The organism is Streptomyces sp. NPDC033221 (assembly GCF_055577005.1).
The window spans coordinates 166133-191228 of record NZ_JBVIQN010000008.1 but is presented as its reverse complement, the minus strand read 5'-3'; the positions used below and the strand labels follow the sequence as shown (position 1 = coordinate 191228).

General features: G+C 71.3%; 28 protein-coding genes. 13 read left to right on the top strand and 15 right to left on the bottom strand.

Going from position 1 to position 25096, the window contains the following annotated elements; all coding sequences use genetic code 11:
• Window positions 1–11: 11 nt before the first annotated feature.
• A complete protein-coding gene (locus tag ACZ53K_RS13305) occupies window positions 12–800 on the bottom strand; it encodes a carbon-nitrogen family hydrolase (protein ID WP_468834940.1) in 789 nt (262 codons plus the stop codon).
• Between the two features lie 144 nt (window positions 801–944).
• On the opposite strand from ACZ53K_RS13305, the gene ACZ53K_RS13300 reads away from it, so the two are divergent.
• Window positions 945–1769, top strand: a complete 825-nt coding sequence (locus ACZ53K_RS13300) for a maleylpyruvate isomerase family mycothiol-dependent enzyme (protein WP_468834938.1) — start codon at window positions 945–947, stop codon at window positions 1767–1769.
• Between the two features lie 45 nt (window positions 1770–1814).
• Here ACZ53K_RS13300 and ACZ53K_RS13295 read toward each other — a convergent pair whose 3' ends face one another.
• The 4 genes from ACZ53K_RS13295 to ACZ53K_RS13280 all read right to left on the bottom strand — a co-directional run bounded on the left by ACZ53K_RS13295 (window position 1815) and on the right by ACZ53K_RS13280 (window position 7157).
• Window positions 1815–3137, bottom strand: a complete 1323-nt coding sequence (locus ACZ53K_RS13295) for an MFS transporter (protein WP_468834935.1) — start codon at window positions 3135–3137, stop codon at window positions 1815–1817.
• A complete protein-coding gene (locus ACZ53K_RS13290) occupies window positions 3134–3847 on the bottom strand; it encodes a GntR family transcriptional regulator (protein ID WP_468834933.1) in 714 nt (237 codons plus the stop codon). The genes ACZ53K_RS13295 and ACZ53K_RS13290 overlap by 4 nt, the downstream gene beginning before the upstream one ends.
• Before the next feature lie 97 nt (window positions 3848–3944).
• Window positions 3945–5636, bottom strand: a complete 1692-nt coding sequence (locus ACZ53K_RS13285) for an MFS transporter (RefSeq protein WP_468834931.1) — start codon at window positions 5634–5636, stop codon at window positions 3945–3947.
• 90 nt (window positions 5637–5726) lie between these two features.
• Window positions 5727–7157 carry a UDP-glucose dehydrogenase family protein gene (locus tag ACZ53K_RS13280; protein ID WP_468834928.1) on the bottom strand — a complete coding sequence of 477 codons (1431 nt, stop codon included), beginning with the start codon at window positions 7155–7157 and terminating at the stop codon, window positions 5727–5729.
• Window positions 7158–7491: 334 nt separating this feature from the next.
• Between ACZ53K_RS13280 and ACZ53K_RS13275 the strand changes: the two genes are divergently transcribed.
• Window positions 7492–8103 carry a TetR/AcrR family transcriptional regulator gene (locus ACZ53K_RS13275; RefSeq protein WP_468834926.1) on the top strand — a complete coding sequence of 204 codons (612 nt, stop codon included), beginning with the start codon at window positions 7492–7494 and terminating at the stop codon, window positions 8101–8103.
• Window positions 8100–9662: an MFS transporter gene (locus tag ACZ53K_RS13270; protein ID WP_468834925.1), complete on the top strand. Its 1563-nt coding sequence runs from the start codon at window positions 8100–8102 to the stop codon at window positions 9660–9662. The genes ACZ53K_RS13275 and ACZ53K_RS13270 overlap by 4 nt, the downstream gene beginning before the upstream one ends.
• A gap of 59 nt (window positions 9663–9721) precedes the next feature.
• Here the strand turns inward: ACZ53K_RS13270 and ACZ53K_RS13265 are convergent, their stop codons facing one another.
• Window positions 9722–10720, bottom strand: a complete 999-nt coding sequence (locus ACZ53K_RS13265; RefSeq protein WP_468834923.1) for an NAD-dependent epimerase/dehydratase family protein — start codon at window positions 10718–10720, stop codon at window positions 9722–9724.
• 167 nt (window positions 10721–10887) lie between these two features.
• On the opposite strand from ACZ53K_RS13265, the gene ACZ53K_RS13260 reads away from it, so the two are divergent.
• Window positions 10888–11631, top strand: a complete 744-nt coding sequence (locus ACZ53K_RS13260; protein ID WP_468834921.1) for a TetR/AcrR family transcriptional regulator — start codon at window positions 10888–10890, stop codon at window positions 11629–11631.
• On the opposite strand, the gene ACZ53K_RS13255 is transcribed toward ACZ53K_RS13260, so the two are convergent.
• Window positions 11628–12617, bottom strand: a complete 990-nt coding sequence (locus ACZ53K_RS13255; RefSeq protein ID WP_468834918.1) for a helix-turn-helix transcriptional regulator — start codon at window positions 12615–12617, stop codon at window positions 11628–11630. The genes ACZ53K_RS13260 and ACZ53K_RS13255 overlap by 4 nt on opposite strands.
• Before the next feature lie 215 nt (window positions 12618–12832).
• Window positions 12833–13129, bottom strand: coding sequence for a hypothetical protein (locus ACZ53K_RS13250; RefSeq protein WP_468834915.1), 297 nt, complete (start codon window positions 13127–13129; stop codon window positions 12833–12835).
• Between the two features lie 293 nt (window positions 13130–13422).
• Between ACZ53K_RS13250 and ACZ53K_RS13245 the strand changes: the two genes are divergently transcribed.
• Window positions 13423–13671, top strand: a complete 249-nt coding sequence (locus ACZ53K_RS13245) for a hypothetical protein (RefSeq protein ID WP_468834913.1) — start codon at window positions 13423–13425, stop codon at window positions 13669–13671.
• Window positions 13664–13909, top strand: a complete 246-nt coding sequence (locus ACZ53K_RS13240) for a hypothetical protein (RefSeq protein ID WP_468834910.1) — start codon at window positions 13664–13666, stop codon at window positions 13907–13909. Before ACZ53K_RS13245 ends, ACZ53K_RS13240 begins: the two co-directional genes overlap by 8 nt.
• Window positions 13910–13951: 42 nt before the next feature.
• Here ACZ53K_RS13240 and ACZ53K_RS13235 read toward each other — a convergent pair whose 3' ends face one another.
• Window positions 13952–15007, bottom strand: a complete 1056-nt coding sequence (locus ACZ53K_RS13235; protein WP_468834908.1) for a YncE family protein — start codon at window positions 15005–15007, stop codon at window positions 13952–13954.
• Window positions 15008–15150: 143 nt separating this feature from the next.
• Here ACZ53K_RS13235 and ACZ53K_RS13230 point away from each other — a divergent pair, with 143 nt between their 5' ends.
• From ACZ53K_RS13230 to ACZ53K_RS13220, 3 genes are all read left to right on the top strand, one after another.
• Window positions 15151–16062, top strand: a complete 912-nt coding sequence (locus ACZ53K_RS13230) for a LysR family transcriptional regulator (protein WP_468834905.1) — start codon at window positions 15151–15153, stop codon at window positions 16060–16062.
• Window positions 16063–16229: 167 nt separating this feature from the next.
• On the top strand, window positions 16230–16607 hold the full coding sequence (locus tag ACZ53K_RS13225) for a hypothetical protein (RefSeq protein WP_468834902.1): 378 nt from the start codon (window positions 16230–16232) through the stop codon (window positions 16605–16607).
• Between the two features lie 6 nt (window positions 16608–16613).
• Window positions 16614–16790 (top strand): hypothetical protein, encoded by a 177-nt coding sequence (locus ACZ53K_RS13220; protein ID WP_468834900.1) that lies wholly within the window; start codon window positions 16614–16616, stop codon window positions 16788–16790.
• On the opposite strand, the gene ACZ53K_RS13215 is transcribed toward ACZ53K_RS13220, so the two are convergent.
• Window positions 16780–16992, bottom strand: a complete 213-nt coding sequence (locus tag ACZ53K_RS13215) for a DUF397 domain-containing protein (RefSeq protein ID WP_468834897.1) — start codon at window positions 16990–16992, stop codon at window positions 16780–16782. The genes ACZ53K_RS13220 and ACZ53K_RS13215 overlap by 11 nt on opposite strands.
• A 5-nt stretch (window positions 16993–16997) precedes the next feature.
• Window positions 16998–17873, bottom strand: coding sequence for a helix-turn-helix domain-containing protein (locus ACZ53K_RS13210; protein ID WP_468834894.1), 876 nt, complete (start codon window positions 17871–17873; stop codon window positions 16998–17000).
• Window positions 17874–18035: 162 nt separating this feature from the next.
• Between ACZ53K_RS13210 and ACZ53K_RS13205 the strand changes: the two genes are divergently transcribed.
• Window positions 18036–18488 carry an ATP-binding protein gene (locus ACZ53K_RS13205; RefSeq protein WP_468834892.1) on the top strand — a complete coding sequence of 151 codons (453 nt, stop codon included), beginning with the start codon at window positions 18036–18038 and terminating at the stop codon, window positions 18486–18488.
• Here the strand turns inward: ACZ53K_RS13205 and ACZ53K_RS13200 are convergent.
• Window positions 18451–19296, bottom strand: a complete 846-nt coding sequence (locus ACZ53K_RS13200) for a GNAT family N-acetyltransferase (protein WP_468834889.1) — start codon at window positions 19294–19296, stop codon at window positions 18451–18453. The genes ACZ53K_RS13205 and ACZ53K_RS13200 overlap by 38 nt on opposite strands.
• On the opposite strand from ACZ53K_RS13200, the gene ACZ53K_RS13195 reads away from it, so the two are divergent.
• A complete protein-coding gene (locus ACZ53K_RS13195) occupies window positions 19277–19711 on the top strand; it encodes a GNAT family N-acetyltransferase (RefSeq protein WP_468834888.1) in 435 nt (144 codons plus the stop codon). The two genes, ACZ53K_RS13200 and ACZ53K_RS13195, sit on opposite strands and share 20 nt — an antisense overlap.
• A gap of 186 nt (window positions 19712–19897) precedes the next feature.
• Window positions 19898–20074: a hypothetical protein gene (locus ACZ53K_RS13190; protein WP_468834885.1), complete on the top strand. Its 177-nt coding sequence runs from the start codon at window positions 19898–19900 to the stop codon at window positions 20072–20074.
• Between the two features lie 107 nt (window positions 20075–20181).
• Here ACZ53K_RS13190 and ACZ53K_RS13185 read toward each other — a convergent pair whose 3' ends face one another.
• From ACZ53K_RS13185 to pdhA, 3 genes are read right to left on the bottom strand one after another with little or no spacing between them, the layout of a single operon-like run.
• A complete protein-coding gene (locus tag ACZ53K_RS13185; RefSeq protein WP_468834882.1) occupies window positions 20182–21636 on the bottom strand; it encodes a dihydrolipoamide acetyltransferase family protein in 1455 nt (484 codons plus the stop codon).
• 21 nt (window positions 21637–21657) lie between these two features.
• Window positions 21658–22641, bottom strand: coding sequence for an alpha-ketoacid dehydrogenase subunit beta (locus tag ACZ53K_RS13180; protein WP_468834879.1), 984 nt, complete (start codon window positions 22639–22641; stop codon window positions 21658–21660).
• Window positions 22642–22643: 2 nt separating this feature from the next.
• Entirely contained in the window at window positions 22644–23834 is a 1191-nt protein-coding gene (gene pdhA / locus ACZ53K_RS13175; protein ID WP_468834876.1) for a pyruvate dehydrogenase (acetyl-transferring) E1 component subunit alpha, read from the bottom strand.
• A gap of 351 nt (window positions 23835–24185) precedes the next feature.
• Here pdhA and ACZ53K_RS13170 point away from each other — a divergent pair, with 351 nt between their 5' ends.
• Window positions 24186–24845, top strand: a complete 660-nt coding sequence (locus ACZ53K_RS13170) for a response regulator (protein WP_468834874.1) — start codon at window positions 24186–24188, stop codon at window positions 24843–24845.
• The last annotated feature ends 251 nt before the right edge of the window (window positions 24846–25096 follow it).

Genomic DNA, 25096 nt, shown 5'->3' with positions numbered 1-25096 from the left:
GGCTGCCGCGGTTACGGGGTGGGCAGGCCCAGTACGCGGTCGCGCAGGGCCGGGAAGTCCGCGCGGGTCTTGCTCACCTTGGCCGGATCCAGCTCCACGGTCAGGACTTCCTCGTACGGCCCGGCCTCCGCGAGGACCTCGCCCCACGGGTCGACGACGACGCTGTGGCCCGCCTGCTCGACGCCGCCGTTGGTGCCCGCGGTGCCGCAGGCCAGTACGTAGCTCTGGTTCTCGACCGCGCGGGCGCGGGCCAGCAGGGACCAGTGCGCGCGGCGGCGGGCGGGCCAGCCGGCGGGGATGACCAGGGTCTGGGCACCCGCGTCGACCAACTGCCGGAAGAGTTCGGGGAAGCGCAGGTCGTAGCAGGTGGCGAGGCCCAGGGTGGTGTCGGGCAGCGCCACGGTGACGGGTGTGTCGCCGGCGCCCATCAGGACGGCCTCGCCCTTGTCGAAGCCGAAGCGGTGGATCTTGCGGTACGAGGCGGCGAGCTGCCCGTCGGGGGAAAAGACCAGGGAGGTGTTGTAGAGGGTGCCGTCGGGGGCCCGCTCGACGAAGGAGCCCGCGTGCAGCCAGACGCCGGTGTCGCGGGCTGCCTGTGACATCGCCTGGTAGGTGGGGCCTTCGAAGGGTTCCGCCTGGTCGGCGAAGGTCTCGAACGCGAAGGCGCCGACCGGCCACAGCTCGGGGAGGACGACGAGATCGCTGGTCGCGCGCTCGCGGATCAGTGAACCGGCCCGTTCATGGCGTGAATTGACCGGTTCCGCCGGGTCCACGTGCATCTGGATCAGTGAAGCGCGCACAGTACCACCGCCTAAGCATTCGAACCGGTCCGCCGTCAAAAATCGACCTACGATGGTCACCCGAAAGCGCTGCCCGGGTGCCCGTGCGCAGCGTAACTTAACTGCACAGACAGCAGCCCGCGTACGAACCGTCCGAGGGGTCCCGTGACCGTCCATCCCAGCCTGCAGTCCTCCATCGACGCCTGGACGCACTCCATCGAAGCGATATCCGAGCTGGTCAAGCCACTCGTCGAAGGGGAGTGGAACAGGGCGACGGGCCTCCCGGGGTGGTCCGTGCGCGACATCGTCTCGCACATCATCGGCCTGGAGAGCGAGATGCTCGGCGACCCCCGGCCCATCCACTCCCTGCCGCGCGACCTCTACCACGTACGCACGGAATTCGCCCGCCGGATGGAGCTGCAGGTGGACGTCCGGCGGCATCACACCGGCCCGGAGATGACCGCCGAGCTGGAGTACATGGTCATCCGCCGGGCGCGGTCGCTGCGCAACGAGACCCGCGACCCCGAGACGGTGCTGCGTACCCCGCTCGGCGAGGAGCGTTCGCTCGCGTACGCCCTGCGGCAGCGGGCGTTCGACGTGTGGGTTCATGAGCAGGACCTGCGCCACGTACTGAACGTGCCCGGCAACCTCGACTCCCCCGGCGCGCAGCTCACCCGTGACCTGCTGCTGCTCGCGCTGCCGAAGGTGGTCGCCAAGGACGCGGGCGCGCCCGCCGGTTCGGCCGTGGTCCTCGATGTGAGCGGCGCGCTGGAGTTCATGCGGACGGTCCGGGTGGACGCGCAGGGCAACGGCACGATCGACGAGAGCGTTTCGCTCGGCCCGGCGGTGACGCTCTCGATGGACTGGGAGACGTTCTTCCGGCTGGCCTGTGGGCGGGTGCGGCCCGCCGCCGTCGCCGGACAGGTGAGGATCGACGGCGACCGGCCGCTGGCGGACGCGGTGCTGGCGCACTTCGCGATCACGCCGTAGAGGCGTTCGCCGCACGGCCGCCGGGACCCGTCCCCGCCCGGCCCCTCACGCCGGTACGTGCACCGCCTCCACCCGGCTGGTCACCAGCCGCTCCCGCTCCCGCCGGTGCGCCTGGCCGCGCAGCCGCAGGATCTGCGCGACGCCCAGCGCCTCCAGGACGAAGACGGAGACGAACGCGATCCGGTAGTTGTCGCCGGTGGCGTCCAGCAGGACGCCGATCGCCAGCAGTGTCGTCATCGACGCGGTGAAGCCGCCCATGTTGACGATGCCGGAGGCAGTGCCCTGGCGCTCCGGCGGGTTGGCCGGGCGGGCGAAGTCGAAGCCGATCATCGAGGCGGGGCCGCAGGCGCCGAGCACCGTGCACAGGACGATCAGCAGCCATCCGGGCGCGTGGTCGGCGGGCCAGGCCAGGGTGGCCGCCCACAGCAGCGCGGTGGCGGCCACCGTGCCGAGCGCCAGCGGCGTACGGGCGCTGTGGTGGCGGGCGATGACCTGCCCGTAGACCAGGCCGACGACCATGTTGGACAGCACGACGAGGGTGAGCAGTTCGCCCGCCGCACCGCGCGTCAGCCCCTGCGCCTCGACGAGGAACGGCAGGCCCCACAGCAGCAGGAAGACCATCGCCGGGAACTGGGTGGTGAAGTGCACCCACATGCCCAGCCGGGTGCCCGGCTCGCGCCAGGCGTCGGCTATCTGGCGGCGGACGTACGCGCCGCCGGTGTGGGTGGCGGGCGCCGGGGCCGGTGCGAAGCCCTCGGGGTGGTCCTTGAGGAAGGCCAGCACCAGGGCGAGGACGACGAAGCCGCCGGCCGCGCTGGCCGCGAAGGTCGGTGTCCAGCCGAAGGTGTGCAGGAAGCGGGACAGGACCAGGGTCGAGACGAGGTTGCCGGCCATGCCGATGAGGGCGGCGATCTGGGCTATCAGCGGGCCCCGGCGGGCCGGGAACCAGCGCGCGCCGAGCCGCAGCACGCTGATGAACGTCAGCGCGTCACCGCAGCCGAGCAGCGCCCGGGAGCCCAGCGCCATGGCGTACGACTGCGACAGCGCGAACCCGAACTGGCCGACGGTGTACAGCACGACGCCCAGGATCAGCACCTTCTTGGTGCCGAGCCGGTCGACCATCAGGCCGACGGGTATCTGCATGCCCGCGTAGACGAGCAGCTGGAGGATGGAGAAGGTGGAGAGTGCGGACGCGTTGATGTGGAAACGTTCCGCCGCGTCCAGTCCGGCCACGCCGAGGCTCGTCCGGTAGGTGATCGCCACGAAGTAGACGGCGACGCCGATGCCCCAGACCGCCATGGCTCTGCGGCCGCCGGGCGGGTCTCCGGGCAGCAGGGTGCCACGGCCCGCGGTGGTGCCGCCGCTCATCGGACGTCTCCCTGTGCCAGGTTCCGCACCCAGCTGACGTGCCGGTGCACGGCGTCCACGGCCGCCGCCGCGTCCCCGGCGCGCAGCGCCTGGAGGATCTCGCCGTGCTCCGCGATGTTCTTGGCGATCCGGTCCGGGTCGGCGTGCATCACGGCGACGCCCATCCGCAGCTGGCGGTCCCGCAGCTGCTCGTACAGCCGGTCCAGGATCTGGTTGCCGGCGCTGCGCACGATCGCGGCGTGGAAGCAGCGGTCGGCGACGGAGACGGCGGCCAGGTCGCCGGTGGCGGCCAGTTCCACCATCTTCGCGAGCTGGTTCTCCAGCTCGGCGATGAGCGTGGGGGAGGCCGGCACGGCCTTGCGCGCGGCGTGCTCCTCGACCAGCAGCCGGGTCTCCACCACGTCCGCGATCTCCTGCGCGGAGACCGGCAGGACCATGGCGCCCTTCTTCGGGTACAGCTTCAGCAGCCCCTCGACCTCAAGGCGCAGCAGGGCTTCCCGTACGGGCGTACGCGATACGCCGACGGCCTCGGCCAGCTCCCCCTCGGTGAGCAGCATGCCGCCCTCGTAGTGCCGCTCCAGTACGGCCTGCTTGACGTACGCGTAGACGCGCTCGGCGGCGGGCGGGGCTTTGGCCGGGGTGGAGGAGGGGGCGGCGGTGCGGGTGGCGGGGTCCGGGGTGGAGGTGACCGGAGCGGCGGCTGAGGACATGCGCACAGCATAGATACAACACGTATGCGTGGGGTGGGGGTGGTCCAGGATGCGGACGGTGGTCACGGGTCCGGGGAGGCCGCGCCCGGCGAACCGCTCAGTGCTGGTGTGCCGACAGTTCCTCGTTGCGGTCCAAGGCGTACGCCCAGATCAGGTGGCGTACCCGGGGAGCGCTGCCGGGGCACGTGAGGCCGCGGGCCCGCATCTCCAGTTCCTGGTCCTCCTTGGTCCCGCGCTCCAGGTGCTGGCGCAGGTGCTCCCGCTCGGAGACGACGGTGAACGTCTCCAGGAACAGCGTCGGATCCTCCATGTCCTCGTACAGGCCCCACATGGTGGCGCCCGTCCGCCGCCGGGCCTGGCCCACCGGCCGCATGGCCCGGATGAACGCCTCCGCGTCGGGCCGGTCCACCCGCCACTCCACGATGACCAGGACGGGCCCGATGTTCCGGCCCGGTGTCTCCATGCTCTCCGGCTCGGGCCAGTGCTGGACGTGTTCCATGTCGATGTGGCCCCCGGGCATCGGCATCGTCCGCATGCCCACGACCGTCGTCAGCGCCAGCCCGATGCCCGCGATCACGAACGCGCTCTGTACGCCGAACCAGTCGGCCACCAGGCCCCAGCCCACCCCGCCCACCGCCTGGCCGCCCATGAAGACCAGCTGGTAGTACGCGAGCGCACGGGTGCGGGCCCAGACGGGCAGCAGAATCTGCGCGGAGGCGGAGAGGGTGGACAGCACCGCCACCCAGGCCAGGCCCGAGATGATCAGCGCGACCGCGGCGACGAGCGCGGACGCCACCAGTCCGATCACGGCCATGGTGGCCGCGTACAGGATCATCGAGACGGTGACCAGGCCGTTCGTCGTCGTACGGGGCCGCACCGCGGGCAGCGCCAGCGCGCCGCCCACCGCGCCCACCCCGACGCAGCCCAGCAGCAGCCCGTAGCCCCCGGCGCTCATGCCCAGCGGGCCGCGGGCGATGGCCGGGAGCAGCGCCCACAGCCCGCCGGCGAAGAGCATGAACAGCCCGGAGCGGCCGAGTACGGCACCGAACTCCGGCGCCCTGCGTACGTACCGGGCGCCCGCGCGGATCGCGCCGCGTACGTGCTCCGAGCCCAGCGGCCGGTGGGTGGCGGGCCGCCGCCAGGCGTACAGGACGACCATGACGCCCAGGAAGGACAGGGCGTTGATCCCGAAGGTGGCGGCCGGGCCCGCGGCGGAGATGAGCAGGCCGCCGAGGGCCGGGCCGGCGGCCCGTGCGACGTTGCCGTTGGCGCTGTTGAGGAGGGCCGCCTGGGGGATCTCGTCCTTGCTGACCAGTTCGGGCTGAATGGACTGGAAGGAGGAGATGCAGAAGGCCTCGCCCACGCCCATCAGGGCGGTGAGCCAGAGCAGCGAGGCCGGGGTCGCCTGGTCGGCGGCGGTGACGGCGGACAGGCCGGCCGCTCCGATGAACATCAGCAGCTGCCCGCCGAGGAGCAGCCGCCGCTGGTCGAGGATGTCGCCGAGCGCTCCGGCGGGCACCACCAGCGCGAAGACCGGCAGGGTGGTGGCCGTCTGGACGAGCGCGACCTCCAGCGGTCCGCCGCCGAGGTCGCCCATCAGCCACTGGGCGCCGACGGTCTGCATCCAGGTGCCCATGTTGGCCGCGAGCTGGGCGATCCACAGGGCCCGGAACATCCGGCGGCGCATCGGGGCCCACGCCGACGGTTCCGGACCGGCCGCCTCCGGGGGTGCTTGGCCCGGGGGCGGCCCGTCCGGAGGCGGTTCGTCCAGCGTGGGTGGCTGATTCACCGGAAACGCTCTCCTCGCCGTGGGCGCCGACCGCTGTGTCTCAGTGTCCGTACCCGCGACGGTCCCGCCTGGCCCCTTACATCCCGAATTTCACCGGTCTGGGAGAGGGGGCGGCGGCTCCGGAGGACGGCTGCGGACGGCGGCTCCCGGCCCCGGCTCCGCGTCGTCACGGGCACCGACTGCCGGACCGGCCCTGCCGCCGGCCACCGCCGAGGCGGGCAGCCGGGTGCCGACACTGCGGTAGCGGACGGGCAGACCCGCCATCTGCTCGGGGCTCAGGCAGTTCTTCCCGTCGATGACCAGCCGGGGCTCGTACAGCAGCGTGGCCAGGGCCTGCCAGTCCGCCTCGATCGCCTGCGGCCACTCGGTCAGCACCACGACGGCGTGGGCGCCCTCCACGGCCTCCGCCAGCCCGGCCGCCGGGCGGGCGCCGGGGAACAGACCGGCGATGGTGTCGGTGTCGGTACCCGGGTCCCACACCCGCACCCGCGCGCCCTGGCCGAGCAGCGCCGGGACCACCGTCCGGCTGGGCGCGGCCCGCAGGTCGTCGCTCCAGGGCTCGTACCGTACGCCGAGCACGGCGATCTCCGCGTCCGCCAGACCGTCGGCCGGCCCGTCGTCGAGTTCGGTGTGCAGCATCTGGACGGCCAGCCCGAACTGGGCGTCGTTGACGGCGATGGTGGCGCGCAGCAGCGGGGTCGCCAGGCCCGCGGTACTCGCCCAGTGCGCCAGCGCGTTGGTGTCCTTGGGCAGACAGGAGTCGCCGTACCCGAGACCGGGCTGGAGGAAGGCGTGGCCGATCCGGGGGTCGAAGCCGACGCCCTGCATCACATGGTCGATGTCGATGTCCGGGCCGCGGCACATGCCCGCCACCTCGTTCGCGAAACTGATCTTCGTGGCGAGGAAGGCGTTGCTCGCGTACTTGATCATCTCCGCGCCGGAGGGCGTGGTCTCGACCCACGGCGCGGCGATCCCCTCGTACAGCTCGCGCAGCGCCCGCAGACCGTCCTCGCCCCAGGTGCCGGCCACGATCCGGGCGGGCACGGCCCAGTCCTCCAGCGCACTGCCCTGGTTGAGGAACTCCGGGTTGTACGCGAAGCGTTCCCGCATTCCGGGGTACGTCTCGGCGAGCATGGCGCTCGTACCGGGCGGCACGGTGGACTTCAGCACCACGCAGGGCGCGGGCAGCAGTTGCAGCACCTCGTCGAGTACGGACGTGACCTGCGTCAGATCGGCGGACCCGTCGGACGCGGGCGGCGTGCCGACGGTCACGAGCACGATGTCGAACGGTGACCGCCGGTGGGTTTCGGTGACGGAGCCGGAGAAAAGCAGCCGCCCGGTGGCCTGCGCGGCCGCCAGCTGCTCCGGCAGCCCCGGCTCGAAGACCGGGGCCCGGCCCGCGTCCAGGACGCGCAGCCGGTCCGGGTCCTGTTCGACGCCGGTGACGTGATGACCTTGGTGGGTGAGGGCGACCGCTCCGGTCAAGCCCACATATCCCTGTCCTATGACCGCTACTCGCATCACAAATCAGCCCCTTCGGTCCTGCTGATTTGATTCGCTCCGCCGCGAGAACCACGGGAACGTGCCGCGCAACGAGGCAATTGTTGCCAGTGTGCGGGGCGTGACGGAAAGGCGCAGCCGGAGCCCGCCTCCCGTAGCGGGGAGGGCTGTACTCGCCTGTGTTTGCCGCCGGTAGCTGCCGTGGAGTCCCCGTCGCCGTACGGGCATGGCGGACTCGGTGCCATCGCCATGTATGCCGGGATGCCGGAATTCCGCAATGCCGCAGCACCACAAGGCCGCAGCCCCTCCTCGCATACAGTAGACAGTGTCTACTCGACAGTGGTAGACACTGTCTATGCACAAGTCGAGCGAGCACACCGGGCCGGAGCAGGAAGACGGCGGACTCCGGGCCCGCCTGGTGGCCGCCGGGGCCGAACTGGTCGCGGCCGAAGGGGTGCAGGCGCTGACCCTGCGGGAGATCGCCCGCCGCGCCGGCGTCTCGCACGGAGCCCCGCGCCGCTACTTCCCCACCCACCTCTCCCTGCTGTCCGCCATCGCGCGGCAGGGGTTCGGCGAGCTGGCGGAGCACCTCGAAGCGGAGACGGCCGGCAGTCGGATGGAGCCGCGCGCCCTGCTGCACACCCTCGCCCGGGCCTACCTCGGCTTCGCCCGGACACACCCCGGCATGTACGGGCTGATGTTCCGTCACGACCTGCTGGAAAGCGGGCAGCTCGGCCTGCGGGACACCAGCCTGCCGCTGTTCCGCACGCTCGTCGGCCTGATCGACCAGGCAGAGCCCCGCCCAGCGGCCGACCCCGCGGTCGTCGCGGGCGCCCTGTGGGCGAACCTGCACGGCATCGCCCAACTGTGGGGCTGGGGCAGCCTCCAGCTCGCGACGGGCTCCGACGACGTGGAACCGCTGCTGCGCGCCGCCCTCGACGCGCACCTCGGCCCGGCACCCCGGTGACCCCAGACCGCCTCCGGCACCTCACGCTCGTCAGCAGCATCACCGGAGCCGTGATCGTCGCCCTGGACGGCACCGTCCTGACCGTTGCGCAGCCCACCCTCCAGCGGGACCTGGGCGCCACGTTCGTGCAGGTCCAGTGGGCGAGCACCGGCTATCTGATCGCCGTGGCCGGACTGCTCGTCTTCGCGGGCCGGCTCGGCGACCACTACGGCCACCGGAAGATCTTCGCCACCGGAGTACTCGGCTTCGCCGTCACCTCGGCGGGCATCGGGCTGGCCACCGGCATCGGCTGGATCATCGGACTGCGCGTCGCCCAGGGGGTGTTCGGCGCGCTGCTGCAACCGGCCACGCTGGGGATGCTGCGCGCGGTCTATCCACCCGACCGGCTCGGCGCACCCCTCGCGATACGTACGAGCGCCATCGGGCTCGCGGCCGCGGCCGGACCGGTCCTCGGCGGGGCGCTCGCCGCGCACCTGGGCTGGCGGGCGGTCTTCTTCCTCAACGTCGGCCCCGCGCTGGCCGCGTGCGCCTTGGCCCTCGCCGTACGGATACCCGCGCCGCGGCCCGAGCGCGATGAGGCCCGGGGGCCGTCCGGCCGGGGGCCGTCTGGCCGGGAACCATCGGACTGCCGCCAGTCTGCCCGGCCCCTCTCCGCGCCCGTACGGCTGGATCTGCCCGGTGCCTGCCTGCTCGCCGTGGCCCTGAGCGGCCTGGTGCACACCCTCGTCGGGCTGCCCGAGTCCGGCTGGACGCCCGTCACCGCACTCGGACTCGCCGCCGCCGTCCTGGCCGGTACGGCCTTCGTCCGCCACGAGCGGCGCACCGCCGCCCCGCTGATCCCGTCAGACGTACTCCGCGCCCCGGGCGTCGCCCCGGCCCTCGGCATCCTGGTCACCGCGTCGGCGGCCATGTTCGGCGCCCTGTTCCTCTGCACGTACTACCTCCAGGACGTGCTCGCGCTCGACCCGTTCCGCAGCGGCCTGGAGACGCTGCCGCTGGCCGTGATGATGGTGCTGGGCGCGCCGGTCGCGGCCGTACTGCTGCGGCGGCTGGGCACCCGCCGTACGACGCTGTACGGGACGGCCCTGATCGTCTGCGGCGTGTTCCTGATGTCCCGGCTCGGCCAGACGTCGGGCACGGTGGCCATCGGCAGCTGCTTCCTCCTGCTGGGCGCCGGGTTCGGCACGGTGATGGTCACCGCGACGACCGCCGTCGTACGCCAGGCGCCCGCGCACACCGCCGGGGTGGCCGGCGGCCTCCAGCAGACGGCGATGAACATCGGGCCGACGCTGGGCGTGGCCGCGGCAACCATGCTGATGACGGTGTTCACCGGGGGCGGGCAGTACGGGACCGGGCCGTACGGGGACGGTCATGCCTTCGTCTCCGCCATGGGTCCGACGCTGACGGTCCTCGCGGGGGTGGCGGCCGTCGGCGTACTCCTGGCCCTGCGGCTGCCGGGGCGTACCGGGGCGGCCACGGTGGCGGGCCCGGGGTCGGGACCCCCGGAGGCGGTGGGCCCGGCGCCTGCCCCCGCACCGGCCGGGCAGCCGGGGCCCTGACGGGCCGGCACCGTCCGGCCGGTGGCCCGGGCCGATGATCCGGCCGGCATGGCCCACCGTCAGTCCGTACCCCCCGCCGCCGCGCTCCGCTCGGCACTTCGCTCCGCCAGCCACGCCCAGTACCAGTCGACGGTCGCGCCGATCCCGTCCCGCAGCGGCATCGGCGCCATGCCGAAGCGCTGCTCGAACGCGTCCGAGACCATCGTCTGCGCTTCGGTGTGCTGGTAGAACAGCTCGGCGTACTCCGCCATGAAGGCGTCGTCGAACGGCCCCCAGGGACGCGGCTCCGCCAGCAGCTCCGTCTCGAACGCGATCCCGGTGCGTTCCCGGATGAGTTCCAGCGCCTCGCGCACGGTGGGGGCCGGGGCCGTCGGCAGGTGCCAGGCCCGCCCGTACGCGTCCGGCTCCTGGCCGAGCCGGGCCAGGCCGCGGGCGACGTCCCCGATGTACGTGAAGCTGTGCGGGAGGTCCAGGCTGCCGAGGGCCAGGGCCGTGCCGCCGGTCAGGGCCGCCGGGAAGACCGCCGCGCCCAGCGTCGAGTTGAGGACGCGCGGGCCGTAGAAGTCGGCGGCGCGGGCCAGGACGACCGGCAGCCGGCCCGCCTCGTGGGCCGTCAGGTACGCCTCGTCCAGCTGCGCCCGCATCCGTCCCTTGCGGGAGGTGGCCCGCCACGGGCTGTTCTCGGTCAGCGGCTCGCCGCCGGACGGGCCGTACGGGTACAGGGTGTCCATCACCACCAGCCGGGCGCCCGCCGCCGCCACCGCGTCGACGATCACCTTCTGGAGGGCGGGCATCACCTCCACCTGAAGCTCGTAGGCCACGTTGACGCAGTGGTAGACCACCTCGGCTCCGGCCACCGCCTCCCGCGCGGCGGCCGGCGACCCGAGGTCGGCGGCGACGGCCTCCGCGCCGGGCAGCCTGCCCCGGCCCGTGCGGTCGACGGTCCGTACGCGGAAGCCCTGGCGCAGCAGTTCCTCGGCGAGCGTGGTGCCGGCCGGGCCGGTGCCGAGGACGACGTGCAGCGGAGCGGATGACGTGGCTGCGGATGTGTCGGACATGAGAAACCCCTGACCTCGGACCTTGAACCCTGGACCGCGACAGCCCAGCTTCGCTAGCGCACCTCACTATAGCTATACTCTCTAACCAAATCTACAGCCGATACCCTGCTCCTTGAGAAAGCACCGCCGTCCACCACTCCGCGCAGCCTCACCCAGGAGCCGCCCCCATGCCGCCAACAGCGTCCTCCGCGTCCCCCACCTCCCCCCAGACCCCGCGCCAGCGCTACCGGGCCCAGCTCCAGCAGGAGATCAAGCAGGCCGCGCTGGCGCAGATCGAGGCCGGCGGCATCGAGGCGCTGAGCATCAACGCGATCGCCAAGACCCTCGGCATGTCGGGCCCCGCCCTCTACAAGTACTTCCGCAACCGCGACGACCTGCTCACCGCGCTCATCAGCGACGGGTACGAGGACGTCGCCGAGGCCACCCGCACCGCGGCGCACCGGGCCGCCGACGCCTCACCCCGCGACCGGCTGCTGGCCCTCGCCCACGCGTTCCGCGACTGGGCCCTCGCCCAGCCCCACCGCTATCTGCTCCTCGCGGGCACGCCCGCCGCCGCGTACGAGGCTCCCGCCCACACCGCGGAGAGCGCCCGCAAGGCGCTCGGCCCGTTCCTGGCCGTACTGGCGGAGGGCAAGCCGTGGCCGGCCGCCGAACCGCTGTACGACGAGGTGCGCGCCTGGGTCGCGGACTCCCCCGAGGTCGCCGCCTGGGTCGCCACGTTCACCCCCGTCGCCGACCCGGTCCCCACGCTCGCCGCCACCGTCCTCGCCTGGACGCGTACCCACGGCATCGTCAGCCTCGAAGTCCAGGGTATGTACAACAACATGGGCCACGACCCCGCCACCCTCATCAACCTCGAAATCGGCGCCCTGGCCGACGCGGTGGGGCTCGGAGGCCCGGCCGCACGCTAGTTGTGCACTTCCGGCACGCCGTACACCCTGGCCCACGTGGCGACCGTACCGGCGATCGCGGCGCGCAGGTCCGGGGGCGAGAGGACCTCCGCCTCGGCGCCGAGGCGGAGCAGCATGCCCGCGGTGTGCTCGGTGGACTCGACCGGTATCACCACGCGGACCCGGCCGTCGGCCTCCGGAGGCCGGGCGCTCGCCAGAGCGGCGCGGGCCACGGCCGGTTCCAGGAGCTGCGGCAGCCGCGTCAGCAGGCGCGGTGATACGAGGAGTACGGCCTCGCTCTCGTACCGGCGGTCGTCGAAGGCGGCCAGCGAGGCCGTCCAGTGCGCGGCGAGATCGAAACCCTCCGGCCGCTCGAACCGCTCCTCCAGTACCGCCACGCGCAGGACTTCGGACACCCGGTACGTGCGCACGCCCCGCTCACCGCCCGCGACCAGATACCACCGGCCCGCCTTGAGGACCACACCGTACGGCTCCAGATCCCGGTCCACCTCCCGCGGCTCCGCCCACCGCCGGTAGCGCACACAGACCCGGTGCTGGTCCCATACGGCGCGCACGAGCGGGGTGAGGTGCGGTACGGGATCCGGGGCGTCGTACCAGAGGGACGTGTCCAGGTGGAAGCGCTGCGTGAGCCGGGCGGCCCGTTCGCGCAGTTCGTCGGGCAACGCGGCGGCCGGCTTCAGCTCCAGGCTCGCCAGGACGCCGCCCAGTCCCAGCTCAGCTGCCGGCCCCGGCAGGCCGGACAGGAACAGGGCCTCCGCTTCCTCGCCGGTCAGGCCGGTCAGCCGGGTGCGATAGCCGTCGACGAGACGGTAGCCGCCGTCGTGGCCCGGCTCCGCGTACAGCGGCACGCCCGCGGCACTGAGCGACTCCATGTACCGGTACACCGTACGGACGGACACGCCCAAGGCGTCGGCGAGTTGGCGCGCCGTCAGGCGGCCACGCGCCTGGAGCAGCAGAAGGGCGGACAGCAGTCGGCTCGCGCGCATGACCGCAAGTGTGCCGCCATCCACTGACACAGGTTGTCAGTGGACCCCGCATACGTTCCGTGCGCCCGCACCCCACCGGACTCGGGCACGTACACGGATACGGATACGGAGACACACGCGATGATCCCCGGCGCCGAGACCTTCGACGGCACCTGGCCCTACGGTCGCGGCGGCCTCGGCCATCGCGCTCCGCAGCGCGAAAGCCGCAAAGGCCGCTACCGGGCAGCGCCCTTCTTGCAAGCCGGCTTCACGTACTTGTCCTTGACGTGCAGCGCCTCAAGCCGCTGGCGGCAGATGTCGAGCGAGTACGCGGACCCCTCACCGTCCTCCGCGATCGAACACGCCTTGGCGGTCTCACCACCGACCGGCACGCTGTAGCCCTTGTGCCGCAGGTACTGCTGGCAGTCCCACGACCACGCCTGCGCCGGCCCCGCCGTCACCAAAGGCACCACCCCCGCCACGAACACCCCACTCGCGGCCACGGCCACCCGCTGAACCCACTTGCTCCGCATCCCACGTTCCTTTCGGCGCTGATTCGTGCCGGGGCCGCCTGCCCGGGATCGCGAGCGCCATGCCCGTCGAACACGAGCCCCGTCAGCCCGCTTCAGCGGCGGGCACCCCACCTGCCGCCCTAGGATGCAAGGGCACGGCAGTCACCCCGGCCGACCTGGTACGAAGGACAGGGCAGCGTCATGAGCGCCCAACCCGAAGAACCGCCCGAGGAACTGGTACCCCGCCCGGGGGCCTGGCCTTCCCCAGCCTGCGTGCCGCCCTCGCCCGGGTCGCTCCCGCGCGGGTACCGGAAATGCTGGCCGACCGCGATGTGCAGTTCACCCGGGCCACGGAGACGGGCTCGTTCGAGCCCATCAAGGGCTTCCAGCTCAAGTGGGCGACAGTCATCGAGGTGAAGCGGCGACGCGACCTTGATCAGCGCATGGAAGCCGCACAGCACCTCGTTCACACCCTCGACCGTGACGATCCGAAGTGGCGAGCCGCCATGGACGAGGTCCGAGATGTCTACAACAAGGCACGCCGCGCGGTGACCGGTGGCTGAGTGGCGCTGGGAGTACGGCCCCACCGCAGACCACGTGATCGGCAGCCTCGACGACCTGGCGTTCATCGCGAGGGTCGAGGAGACAGCAGACGAACTGGTGCGGGCGGCTGCCGCCCAATACCTCGACGGCTCGCTCTACCGGGCCGTCTCCCCGAAGACCAGCGAAGAGGTGATCTCCGGCGCATGTTCGTCCACCAGGTCGTTCCGCGACACCAGTGCGTCTACATTCTCCAGGTGACCCTGGCGCCCTACTAGGAGCTGTTCGCGGTCCGGAGTGCGCTCAAGCCGCCCGTGGGACGTACGCCAGCCCGTGGGCGCCCGCCTCGCCGCGCTTGGCGATGTCCAGCCGGGTGACCACCTGCCATGTCTCCAGGTCGACCACCTCGACGGTGGACGACGCGATGCAGGCCACGTACGCGAGGCGGCCGTCCGGTGACGAGGTGATGGTCAGCGGGGCGTGCCCCACCTCGATCCCGCCCAGGCACTCGCCGGTACCGGCGGAGAACCCCGTGAGGCGCCCCGGCGCGTGCCCTCCGAGCTGGGGTTCCCGGTCGGCTGCCATCCGCAGTTCGCCCACGAGCAGCTGACCCCCCGATGTCAGGTGTACGGGTACGACGACGTGTTCCGTGGGCAGGGTGCCGACGACGGACGCCGTCCGGGCGTCGATGACCTGGATGCCGGCGTCCGGATGGTCCCCGGAACCGGCGAGCACGGAACCGGCGTAGGGAGCGGCGACGAAGACCCGCGTGCCGTCGGCGGAGACGGCGAGCCCCTCGCTGCCCGGCACCTCGACCTTCGCCGTGAGGGTGCCCCGTTCGAGGTCCACGACCGACACGAACGGCGCCTCCTTGTTGGTGGCGTAACCCGTCGTGCCCGCCGGGTCGATGGCGAACCAGTGCGGTCCGGGGGCGTCCGTGTCGATCCGGCCCACCGGCCGGCGGGTCCCGGTGTCGATCACCACGACGCCGCCGGGCCGGTCCGCCGAGCCCTCCACGCTGACGTACAGGCGGTGGCGCGCGGTGTCGAGCGCCAGTCCGTGCGGCCCGTGTTCCGGGGCGAGGTCGACGACCTCGACGACGCGCCGCGTGCCGGGGTCGATGACGGTCAGTTCGGTGCTCCGGCCGCTGTTCGCGTGGTAGTAGCCCGAGTGGTACGTGCTGGTGCACCACAGCAAGCGCTGCGTCGGGTCGTAGCACAGCTCGTGCGGCTGGGCCGGCACGTCCACCGTACCGACGTGCCGGTCGGAGGCGGCGTCGAAGAACGCGACCGACGGACCGGTCTGACTGACGACGGCCAGGACGTCGCCGTCCCGGCCGATGCGCGGGGACTGCGGCATGGCGGACTCCTTGAGTGGTGTGGATGGGGTGTCACGCGGATGCGCGGACTTCTCCACTCTCGGCTCACGGCGTGCGGGCGAGCAATGCAAGGATCGGCACCCCATACTTGCCGCAAACGCAAAAGCCCAGTTCAGGAGCCTCATTGGATCTCAACTTGCTACGCGTCCTGGACGCGCTCCTCCAGGAGAACAGCGTGACCCGCGCCGCCGAACAGCTCGGTACGTCGCCCGCCGCGGTCAGCCGTAACCTCGCCCGGATACGCCGCGCGGTCGGCGATCCACTGCTGGTCCGTGCGGGCCAGGGCATGGTCCCGACCCCGCGCGCCACGGAACTCCGCGACGAGGTGGCGGAGTTGCTGCGCGGCTGCGACAACGTCCTGCGGCCCGGAGCCGGATTCGACGCCGTCCACCTCCGGCGCACCTTCACCGTGCAGGCCACCGACCTGCTCCTGTCAGGACTGGCCGGGACCTTGACGGAGCGCATCCACAAGGAAGCCCCGCACGTGGACGTGGTCTTCGTGCCGGAGGCGGTGGAGGGCGGACCGGCGTTGCGGCAGGGTTCGGTGGACGTGGAACTGGGCGTACTGGGGCCCCTCGACCCGGAGATCCGCACCCAGCCGCTGACCCGGATGACGGTGGCGGGCGTCGCCCGCAGCGGTCACCCGCTCTTCGGCGGACGGATCGACGCCCGCCGCTTCGCCGCGGCCGGCCACATCGGCATCTCCCGGCAGGGCAAACGTCTCGGTCCCATCGACAGCGCCCTCGCGGAACGCGGTCTGCAACGCCGGATCGCGGTCGTCGTCCCGAGCTACACCAGCGCGATGATCCTCGCCCGCGACACCGACCTCGTCGCCCTCACCCTCGCCGACTGGCTCCCCGGCCCCATCACCGCCCTCGGCCTGCGCACCTTCCCCATCCCCCTCGGCCTGCCCCCCATCGACTTCGGCATGGCCTGGCACCCCCGCAACTCGGCGGACCCGGGCCACCGGTGGTTCCGCGAGCATGTCGCCGCGGTGGTGCGGGGGCGGGGTGGGTCGGGGGGTGGCGGGGCCTGAGGCCGCCCTGCCGAGCGGTCCCGGCCGAGCTTGATCGGACGTTACGGCCGCGACCACACAGGCGATCCCTACAGGATTCCTACACGATTCCTACAGGCCGAGGACGCCCGCCAAGTCGCGCAAGCACTCCTCGAAGACGGGCTCCATGTCGGAGTAGCGAAGTCCATTTGGTGCAGGACTTCCATGCACAGCAGGCCGTACAGCCTGGTCCAGCTGGTCAGGAAGACGTGCGCGGCCTCGGGTGGCAGGCGCCCGTCGATGCCGGCGGAGTACGCGGTCAACTGCTCGCGCAGGGACGCGGGCAGGCCGGCCGGATCGGGCACCGGGAACGGCCGCGTCTCCCACAGCTCGACCGTCAGGTCCAGCAGGATCTGTTCGAAACGCTGCCCAGCCTGGTGGCGCGCCGAGTCCGGCTGCCGGTTCGTCGGGGTGATCGGGCTGGCGAAGATCCAGCCGAAATCGGGCTGACCCTCGCCCTGTGGCGGCGGGACCGGAACGCACGCGGCCGGCTGCTGTGCGCCGCCGCAGTCCTGGCCACGCCGTGACTCAGCATGATCAGCGCCCTCCTGTTCCCCGGCACCGCCACGTACGACCCGGAGTTCGCCGACCGGACCGTCTTCGTCCTCGGCATGCACGGCCAGGTCTTCATGGCCGTCGTCCTGATCCTGGTCCCGACCGGCGCGGCAGCGGCGACCCTGCGGGGCGGGAAGGAGGGGGTTACGCGGTGAGTGGGGCCGCGGGTATCTGCCCGTCGATCACGGCGGAACGGAAGGCGAGCCATTCGCGTTCGCCGAACAGCAGGGTCCGCCCCGACGGGTCCTTGGAGTCGCGGACGGCGACGACGGTGGGCACGTTGGTCGCCACCTCGATACAGTCCTGACCTGGGTTGCCACCGCTGTAGCTGGACTTTATGAAGGTGAAACCGGGCACGGAAGCTACATCTCCTTGCGGATACCGGCGATCAACGCCGCTGAGTTGTGCTGTGCGAGGCCAAGGCGTGTGATGCGATCGAAGACGACCCGGTGGTGCATGGCATCGAACTCACTCTCCAGCCAGACATTAGCCGAGCTCGTATCCATGTGCACCACGTCCACAGCGCCCGGGCCATCGAACGAGACGATCGAGAAAGAACAGTTCATGCCTGGGTGGGCACCGACCGAGCTAGGCAATACCTGGAGCCTGATGTTCGGCCGCTCCGACTGCTCCAGCAAGTGACCGAGCTGAGCCCGCATCACTGCCCGGTCACCGACAAGTTGTCGCAGGGCGCTTTCATGGATCACGGCCCGCAGCTGCAACGGCGTCTCGCCGACGAGTCGGCGCTGGCGTGCCATTCGTGACTCGACGAACGGCTCTACCTCAGCAGGGTCCTCCCACGTCCCATTTCCCATTGCAACGGCCCGCGCGTAGTCGGCCGTCTGCAGAATGCCCGGCACAACGGCCTGCTGCCAAGTGCGCACGCTACTGGCGACGTCTTCCAGCGCCACACACTCCACCATGTCCCGCAGAGCCGGGTACTCGTTCCACCACCCCTTCGCCTTTCGCCGCTCCCGATCCAGTCGCGCCAGGCTCAGCAGCGCCTCCACCGCCCTGGGGTCGTCCTGCCCGTAGAACGTGCACAGGGCGCGAATGTCCGGCTCTCTGATCGGTACCCAGCCGCGCTCCATCTTGACGACCTTCGTCGCTGTCGCGCTGAGGACCTGGGCAGCCTCTTGTTGTGTCTTGCCCGCCCCGTCACGGAGCAGCAGAAGCTGCCCGCCGAGACGCCGCCCCAGCACGGTCGAGACCCGGTTTCCCTGCTCTGAACGGTTCACCGGGTCAGTCTGGCGTGCGCCGAACGTTCCCGTCGATGACCTTCACCCACACGGGGAATATATTCCCGGGGATGTGAGTCCTAGGGCCGGAGTGCCCCTACAGTCGCTCATCAAGCGCGTTGTCGTAGCGCGCAGTTGGCACTCCGACGGAGGCGATCAGCCATGCCCGTTCCCCAACTCCCCCACCTCATCCACGAGGACAACCTCGACTACACCCCCACCGCCCGCAGCGTCTCCCTCGCTCGCCGTCGGGCTGCGCGGCTGGTGGCGGAGTGGGGGCAGGTGGAAGCCGCCGGGGACGCGGCGCTGATCGTTTCGGAGTTGGCCACCAATGCGCTGCTGCACGGGTCGCTGCGGGGACGGTTGTTCCGGGTGCGGCTGGTGATGAGCGAGGCGCTGCTGCGGGTCGAGGTGAGCGATCCGAGGGGCGAGCGCGCACCGCGCGAGAGGCGCGGCGTGTACTCCACGTCGGGGCACGGGCTCGTGCTCGTGGGCGGCCTCGCCGACCGGTGGGGGACCGAGCCCCGTACGGTCGGCAAGACGGTGTGGGCGGAGATGGAGCTCCGGGACCGCGCCGCTACGCGGCCATGCGTCCCTGGGCGATCAGGCGGTTGACCACCCGCATGTGCGCGGGGGCGCAGCGTTCGCGGGACTCGTGGGGGCCGAACCAGGCGTACTCGGCGATCTCGCGGCCGGGCGCCGGGGCGATGTCCTGCGGGCCGCCGGTGAAGCAGGTCATGTGGAGGGGGCGTCCGGCGTTCACGCCGTGGGCGGTGGCGTGGATGACGAAGGCCTCGCGCAGGTCGTCCGCCCGGACCGTCAGGCCCAGTTCTTCGGCGAGTTCGCGGGAGAGGGCCTCGGGTGCGGTCTCCCCCGGTTCGTACTTGCCGCCGGGCAGGTAGAACGTGTCATTGCCGCGCGTACGGACACTGAGCAGGCGGCCGTCCCGTACGTGCAGCCAGCCCACGGAGCGCAGGGGCGCCGGGCGGTCGAGGGCGATCAGGGTTTCGCCCGTCGCCTCGTCGACGCGGCGGGCGCGTTCCGTGAAGCCGAGGTGGGCGTAGAACGCGCGGGCCGACTCGTTGCGTTCGAAGGCTTCGAGGGTGAGGGCGCCGTGGCGGGACGCGGCGTGTTCGAGGAGTCGGGCGCCGATGCCCCGGCCCTGCGCCTCGGGGGCCACGAAGAGGCCGCCGATCTCGGAACCGAGCAGGCCGAGGAGGCCGGTGACCGTGCCGTCCTGTGTGTTCTCGGCGACCCAGTTCTCCGCCTGGACCAGGTAGACCTCGCGGAGTTGGCGGGCGCGTTCGCCCGTACCCTCGCCCTCGATGAACGGGTGGGCCCGGCGTACGGCGCGGGACCACAGGTCCATGACGGCGGGCTCGTCCGCCGGACGGTAGGGCCGGATGATCGTCGCGCTGCTCATCCGGCCGACGGTAGGCAACGGGGCCGGCCGGGGCAACTTTATTTGCGACCACGGCGTGGATCATCATGGGCCGTCGCGTATCTCATGGCTCAACCCGAAGAAGCAACTGAGGAGTTGCACCCTTATGTGGAAGTGTGGGCAAGTTGTCGTCACCGCTCGCACCGATAACGGCCGCCTCATCGGCATCGCCCGTTCGATCACCGACGGTGCCTACGCCACGTACCTCAGTGATCTGGCTGTCGACGCGGAGTTCCAGGGGAAGGGGGTCGGACGCGAGCTCGTCCGCGTCACCCGGGAAGCGGCCCCGCGCGCCAAGCTGATCCTGCTCTCGGCGCCGGGCGCGGTCGATCACTACCCGCACATAGGTTTCACCCGCCATGACTCCGCCTGGACGCTCCCCGCCCTCGGCGCCTGAGGCCCGCCACGGCCCTGTCGGCGGGTCCGCGATCTGCCGAAGGATGTAGCCGCGGCTTGATCCGTGTCCGACTTAAGGCTGACGTGAGTCTGTACCTGGCGCGTACGAAATCAGGGTTTTCCCGTGACGTAATGGAAGGGAGGGGCAGGCAGCCAGGCCCCGAACCGTACGCAAGGGGAGACCACCATGCAGTCCAGGACGAACGCCGGCCGACGTGCTCGGACCACCGTCATGGTCGCGCTGCTCGTGGCCGCGCTGTGGGGCGGTATCGCGCTGACGAAGGGCGCGGCGCAGGCCGACCACTCGGCGACGGACGGGCCCGTGGGGCACCTCAGCCGCGCCGTCGAGATCATCCGGGGCTGAGCAGAGCAGGCTGAGCAGCAGGGCAGAACGTCACAGGGCGGGCCCGGAGGCGAACCGTTTCGGTTGCCTCCGGGCCCGCCCTCATGTGGTGCGGGGCCCTGAGCCCGTCAGGCCCAGGTGATCAGCCGCTTGGGCTGCTCCAGGATCGCCGCGATGTCCGCGAGGACCTTGGAGCCCAGCTCGCCGTCGACCAGACGGTGGTCGAAGGACAGCGCCAGCGTGGTGACCTGGCGGGGCTTGACCTTGCCCTTGTGGACCCAGGGCTGGAGCTTGACCGCGCCGAAGGCGAGGATCGCCGGCTCCCCGGGGTTGAGGATCGGGGTGCCGGTGTCGACGCCGAAGACGCCCACGTTGGTGATGGTGACCGTGCCGCCCGCCATGTCGCCGGGGGCCGTCTTGCCCTCACGGGCCGTGGCGACCAGCTCACCCAGCGCGGCGGCCAGCTGCGGCAGGGTCTTGGCGTCCGCGTCCTTGATGTTCGGGACGATCAGGCCGCGGGGGGTGGCCGCCGCGATGCCCAGGTTCACGTAGTGCTTGCGGACGATCTCCTGGTTCTCCTCGTCCCAGGCCGCGCTGATCTCGGGGTTGCGCTTGATGGCGACCAGCAGCGCCCTGGCGACGAGCAGGAGCGGGTTGACGCGCAGGCCTGCCATGTCGGGGTCCTGCTTCAGCTCCTGGACGAGCTTCATCGTGCGGGTCACGTCGACGGTGACGAACTCCGTGACGTGCGGCGCGGTGAAGGCGCTGCTGACCATCGCCTGCGCGGTGGCCTTGCGTACGCCCTTGATCGGGATACGGGTCTCGCGGGCGCGGACCGCCTCGGAACCCGAGGAGGGCACGGTGGCACCGGTGGTGTCCGGCTGCGCGGCCGTGGCCGGGGCCTCGGTGGCGGGCGCGGGCGCCGCGGCGGCGTGCACGTCCTCGCGGGTGATCACGCCGTCCGGGCCGGTCGGGGTGACCGTGGCCAGGTCGATGCCGAGGTCCTTGGCCAGCTTGCGGACGGGCGGCTTGGCCAGCGGCCGCCCGGCCGCGGGGACGGCGGCCGGGGCGGAGGGAGCCGGGGCGGCCGGAGCCGGAGCGGCCGGAGCCGCGGCGTGGCCGTTCAGTTCCGCCTGGACCGCCGCGACGGACGGCTCCTGCGCCGGTACGCCCGGCTGCGGCTTGCGCGCCCGCCGCTTGGTGGACGACGGCGCCGCGCCGTAGCCGACGAGGACGGCCTGCCGGCCCTGCGGCTCGGCGTCCTCCTCGTCGGCGGCCGGCGCGGGCTCGGCAGCGGCGGCCGGGGCCTCGGCCGGGCCGGCGCCGGGGTCGGTGTCCACCGCGATGATCGAGGTGCCCACGTCGACGGTGACGCCCTCCTCGAAGTGCACCGCGTGCACCACGCCCTCGAACGGGCAGGGCAGCTCCACGGCGGCCTTGGCGGTCTCCACCTCGCAGATGACCTGCCCGTCGGTGACGGTGTCACCCGGCTTCACGTACCACTTGAGGATTTCGGCCTCGGTGAGTCCCTCGCCCACGTCGGGCATCTTGAACTCGCGGAAGCGCTGCTCGGTTGCAGTCATGGTCACTACTCCTCAAGCCCTTCAGTACGCCAGCGCGCGGTCGACCGCGTCGAGCACCCGGTCGAGTCCCGGCAGGTATTCGTCCTCCAGCCTGGACGGCGGGTACGGCGCGTGAAAACCGCCCACCCGCAGCACCGGTGCCTCCAAGTGATAGAAGCACCGCTCCGTGATGCGGGCCGCGATCTCCGAGCCCGAACCGAGGAAGACCGGTGCCTCGTGGACGACGACCAGCCGCCGGGTCTTCTCGACCGAGGCCTGGATCGCGTCGAAGTCCATCGGCGAGATGGTGCGCAGGTCCAGGACCTCGACCGACTTGCCCTCCTCGGCGGCGACCTTGGCGGCGTCCAGACAGACCTTGACCGACGGGCCGTACGCGGCCAGCGTCACGTCCGTACCGGGCTGCGCCACCCGCGCCTTGTGCAGCGGGTCGGGGATCGCCTCGGTGTCCAGGCGGCCCTTGTCGTGGTAGCGGCGCTTGGGCTCGAAGTAGATGACCGGGTCGTCGCTCTCGATGGCCTGGCGCATCATCCAGTACGCGTCCGAGGCGTTCGAGGGGGACACGCACTTCAGGCCCGCGACGTGCGCGAACAGCGCCTCCGGGGACTCGGAGTGGTGCTCCACCGCGCCGATGCCGCCGCCGTACGGGATGCGGATGACGACCGGCACCTTGACCTTGCCCAGCGCACGGGCGTGCATCTTGGCGAGCTGGGTGACGATCTGGTCGTACGCGGGGAAGACGAAACCGTCGAACTGGATCTCCACGACGGGCCGGTAACCGCGCAGCGCCATGCCGATGGCGGTGCCGACGATGCCGGACTCGGCGAGCGGGGTGTCGATCACCCGGTCCTCGCCGAAGTCCTTCTGCAGGCCGTCGGTGACACGGAAGACGCCGCCGAGCTTGCCGACGTCCTCGCCCATGACCAGGACCTTGGGGTCGGCCTCCATGGAGACGCGCAGCGACTCGTTGATCGCCTTGGACAGCGTGATCTTCTCGAAGACGGTCATGCTCAGTTCTCCTCCGCGTCCATGAACGACGCCTGGTACGCGGCGAACTGCGCGCGCTCCTCGTCGACGAGGGCGTGCCCGTCGGCGTAGACGTTCTCGAAGATCGCCATCATGTCGGGGTCCGGCATCGCGCGCACCACCTCGCGCACCCGCTTGCCCAGCGCCTCGTTCTCCTCCTCGACGGAGTCCAGGTACGCCTGGTCGGCGATGCCCTCGTTCTCCAGGTAGGTGCGCAGCCGCAGGATCGGGTCCTTGGCCTCCCACGCCTCGCGCTCCTCGTCCGCGCGGTAGCGCGTCGGGTCGTCGGAGGTGGTGTGGGCACCCATCCGGTACGTGAACGCCTCGACCAGGGTCGGGCCCTCGCCGGCGCGGGCCCGCTCCAGGGCCGCCTTGGTCACGGCCAGGCAGGCCAGCACGTCGTTGCCGTCGACCCGCACGCCGGGGAAGCCGTAGCCGCGGGCGCGCTGGTAGAGCGGGACGCGGGTCTGCTTCTCGGTCGGCTCGGAGATCGCCCACTGGTTGTTCTGGCAGAAGAACACCACGGGGGCGTTGTAGACCGCGGAGAAGGTGAACGACTCGGCCACGTCGCCCTGGCTGGAGGCGCCGTCACCGAAGTAAGCGATGACCGCCGAGTCGGCGCCGTCCTTCTGCACACCCATCGCGTAGCCCGTCGCGTGCAGCGTCTGCGAGCCGATGACGATCGTGTACAGGTGGAAGTTGTTGCTGTTGGGGTCCCAGCCGCCGTTGTTCACGCCGCGGAACATGCCCAGCAGGTTCGTCGGGTCGACACCCCGGCACCAGGCGACCCCGTGCTCCCGGTAGGTCGGGAAGACGTAGTCATCGTCGCGCAGCGCGCGCCCGGAGCCGATCTGGGCGGCCTCCTGGCCCAGCAGCGAGGCCCACAGGCCCAGCTCGCCCTGGCGCTGCAGGGTGGTCGCCTCGGCGTCAAAACGCCGCGTGAGGACCATGTCCCGGTACAGCCCGCGCAGTTCCTCGTCCGAGAGGTCGATCGCGTACTCGGGGTGTTCGACGCGCTTGCCTTCAGGAGTCAGCAGCTGTACGAGCTGATCCTGCTCCTCCTCGGCCGGGGCCGGGGCGGCCGCCTTCGCCTTGGCGGGTGACGCCTTTTTTGCGGTGGTGCGCTTGCCGCCACCGCGGGTGGTCTTCCGCGCGGCAGTGCTCTCCACGGTCACGTGCTGCTCCTCCGTCTGTCCGGCCCCCGGGGTCCGCCGGTGGCCGTATTGCGGCTCACCCGGTATCCGATACGGCGCACGGGGTGTGTGCGGCACGGCGCGGCCCGGGTGGAACAAGGTGCCCCGGCCACGGCCTGCCGGAAGGGGCGTTGTGCCCTACTTCCGGAGCCTAGGCGAAAGGGGCCCTGACCTGCGACTTTGCTTGGGGTTCCAAGTATTTTCCTTGGATTTCCGAGCATGTCGCCGACCAGTCGGCAATCCCCTGTTCACAGCGTTGCAGTCCGCCGGGACAACGGCACGTTATATCGGTGACCTGGAGCACGGGAAGAGTTGGTGTGTGAGACTGATCGGGTGCGCGAAGAAGGAAAAATCACGGTATTCCTGCTCGACGACCACGAGGTCGTGCGGCGCGGCGTCCACGAGATGCTCTCGGTGGAGGCGGACATCGAGGTGGTCGGCGAGGCCGGCACCGCCGCAGATGCCCTGGTCAGGATCCCTGCGACGCGTCCGGACGTGGCCGTGCTGGACGTCCGGCTGCCGGACGGCAGCGGGGTGGAGGTCTGCCGGGAGATTCGTTCCCAGGACGAGTCCATCAAATGCCTGATGCTCACATCTTTCGCGGACGACGAAGCGCTCTTCGACGCGATCATGGCGGGCGCGTCCGGGTATGTCCTCAAGGCCATCCGGGGCAACGAGCTGCTGACCGCCGTACGGGACGTGGCGGCCGGCAAGTCGCTGCTGGACCCGGTGGCCACCGCTCGCGTACTGGAACGGCTGCGGGACGGCAACAACCCGCGCGGCGACAACCGGCTGGCCAACCTGACCGACCAGGAGCGCAAGATCCTCGACCTGATCGGCGAGGGGCTGACCAACCGGGTGATCGGCGAGCGGCTGCACCTCGCCGAGAAGACGATCAAGAATTATGTCTCCAGCCTGCTCTCGAAACTGGGCATGGAGCGCCGGTCGCAGGCGGCGGCTTATGTGGCGCGGATGAAGGCGGAGCGGCAGTAGGGCGGAGAGTGGGCGCGGGGGCGGGGACTCCGGCCGACTGAGGCCGCCCGGGTGCCCCAGGCGGCCGGGGTGAAAATCTTGGGTAAAAGTCTTGAATGAATATGCTGGACGAGACGCCGCCAGAGATTGATTTCCCGTCGGCAATCGGCGCCCAAGAACGCCCCTGACCTCCTGAAACGCCCCTGAAGCGGAGAATCCTCGTACGATTCAGGACCAACGTCCCGTTTTCCCCAGGGCGGGTGCCCCTACTT

What these genes read in the sequence shown, in the direction of transcription:
- ACZ53K_RS13295 (WP_468834935.1), bottom strand. Translation starts at nt 3,137, where the DNA reads ATGAGCGGCGGCACCACCGCGGGCCGTGGCACCCTGCTGCCCGGAGAC.
- ACZ53K_RS13290 (WP_468834933.1), bottom strand. Translation starts at nt 3,847, where the DNA reads ATGTCCTCAGCCGCCGCTCCGGTCACCTCCACCCCGGACCCCGCCACC.
- ACZ53K_RS13280 (WP_468834928.1), bottom strand. Translation starts at nt 7,157, where the DNA reads ATGCGAGTAGCGGTCATAGGACAGGGATATGTGGGCTTGACCGGAGCG.
- ACZ53K_RS13275 (WP_468834926.1), top strand. Translation starts at nt 7,492, where the DNA reads ATGCACAAGTCGAGCGAGCACACCGGGCCGGAGCAGGAAGACGGCGGA.
- ACZ53K_RS13265 (WP_468834923.1), bottom strand. Translation starts at nt 10,720, where the DNA reads ATGTCCGACACATCCGCAGCCACGTCATCCGCTCCGCTGCACGTCGTC.
- ACZ53K_RS13260 (WP_468834921.1), top strand. Translation starts at nt 10,888, where the DNA reads ATGCCGCCAACAGCGTCCTCCGCGTCCCCCACCTCCCCCCAGACCCCG.
- ACZ53K_RS13255 (WP_468834918.1), bottom strand. Translation starts at nt 12,617, where the DNA reads ATGCGCGCGAGCCGACTGCTGTCCGCCCTTCTGCTGCTCCAGGCGCGT.
- ACZ53K_RS13250 (WP_468834915.1), bottom strand. Translation starts at nt 13,129, where the DNA reads ATGCGGAGCAAGTGGGTTCAGCGGGTGGCCGTGGCCGCGAGTGGGGTG.
- ACZ53K_RS13245 (WP_468834913.1), top strand. Translation starts at nt 13,423, where the DNA reads ATGCTGGCCGACCGCGATGTGCAGTTCACCCGGGCCACGGAGACGGGC.
- ACZ53K_RS13235 (WP_468834908.1), bottom strand. Translation starts at nt 15,007, where the DNA reads ATGCCGCAGTCCCCGCGCATCGGCCGGGACGGCGACGTCCTGGCCGTC.
- ACZ53K_RS13220 (WP_468834900.1), top strand. Translation starts at nt 16,614, where the DNA reads ATGATCAGCGCCCTCCTGTTCCCCGGCACCGCCACGTACGACCCGGAG.
- ACZ53K_RS13205 (WP_468834892.1), top strand. Translation starts at nt 18,036, where the DNA reads ATGCCCGTTCCCCAACTCCCCCACCTCATCCACGAGGACAACCTCGAC.
- ACZ53K_RS13195 (WP_468834888.1), top strand. Translation starts at nt 19,277, where the DNA reads ATGATCGTCGCGCTGCTCATCCGGCCGACGGTAGGCAACGGGGCCGGC.
- ACZ53K_RS13200 (WP_468834889.1), bottom strand. Translation starts at nt 19,296, where the DNA reads ATGAGCAGCGCGACGATCATCCGGCCCTACCGTCCGGCGGACGAGCCC.
- ACZ53K_RS13190 (WP_468834885.1), top strand. Translation starts at nt 19,898, where the DNA reads ATGCAGTCCAGGACGAACGCCGGCCGACGTGCTCGGACCACCGTCATG.
- ACZ53K_RS13185 (WP_468834882.1), bottom strand. Translation starts at nt 21,636, where the DNA reads ATGACTGCAACCGAGCAGCGCTTCCGCGAGTTCAAGATGCCCGACGTG.
- ACZ53K_RS13180 (WP_468834879.1), bottom strand. Translation starts at nt 22,641, where the DNA reads ATGACCGTCTTCGAGAAGATCACGCTGTCCAAGGCGATCAACGAGTCG.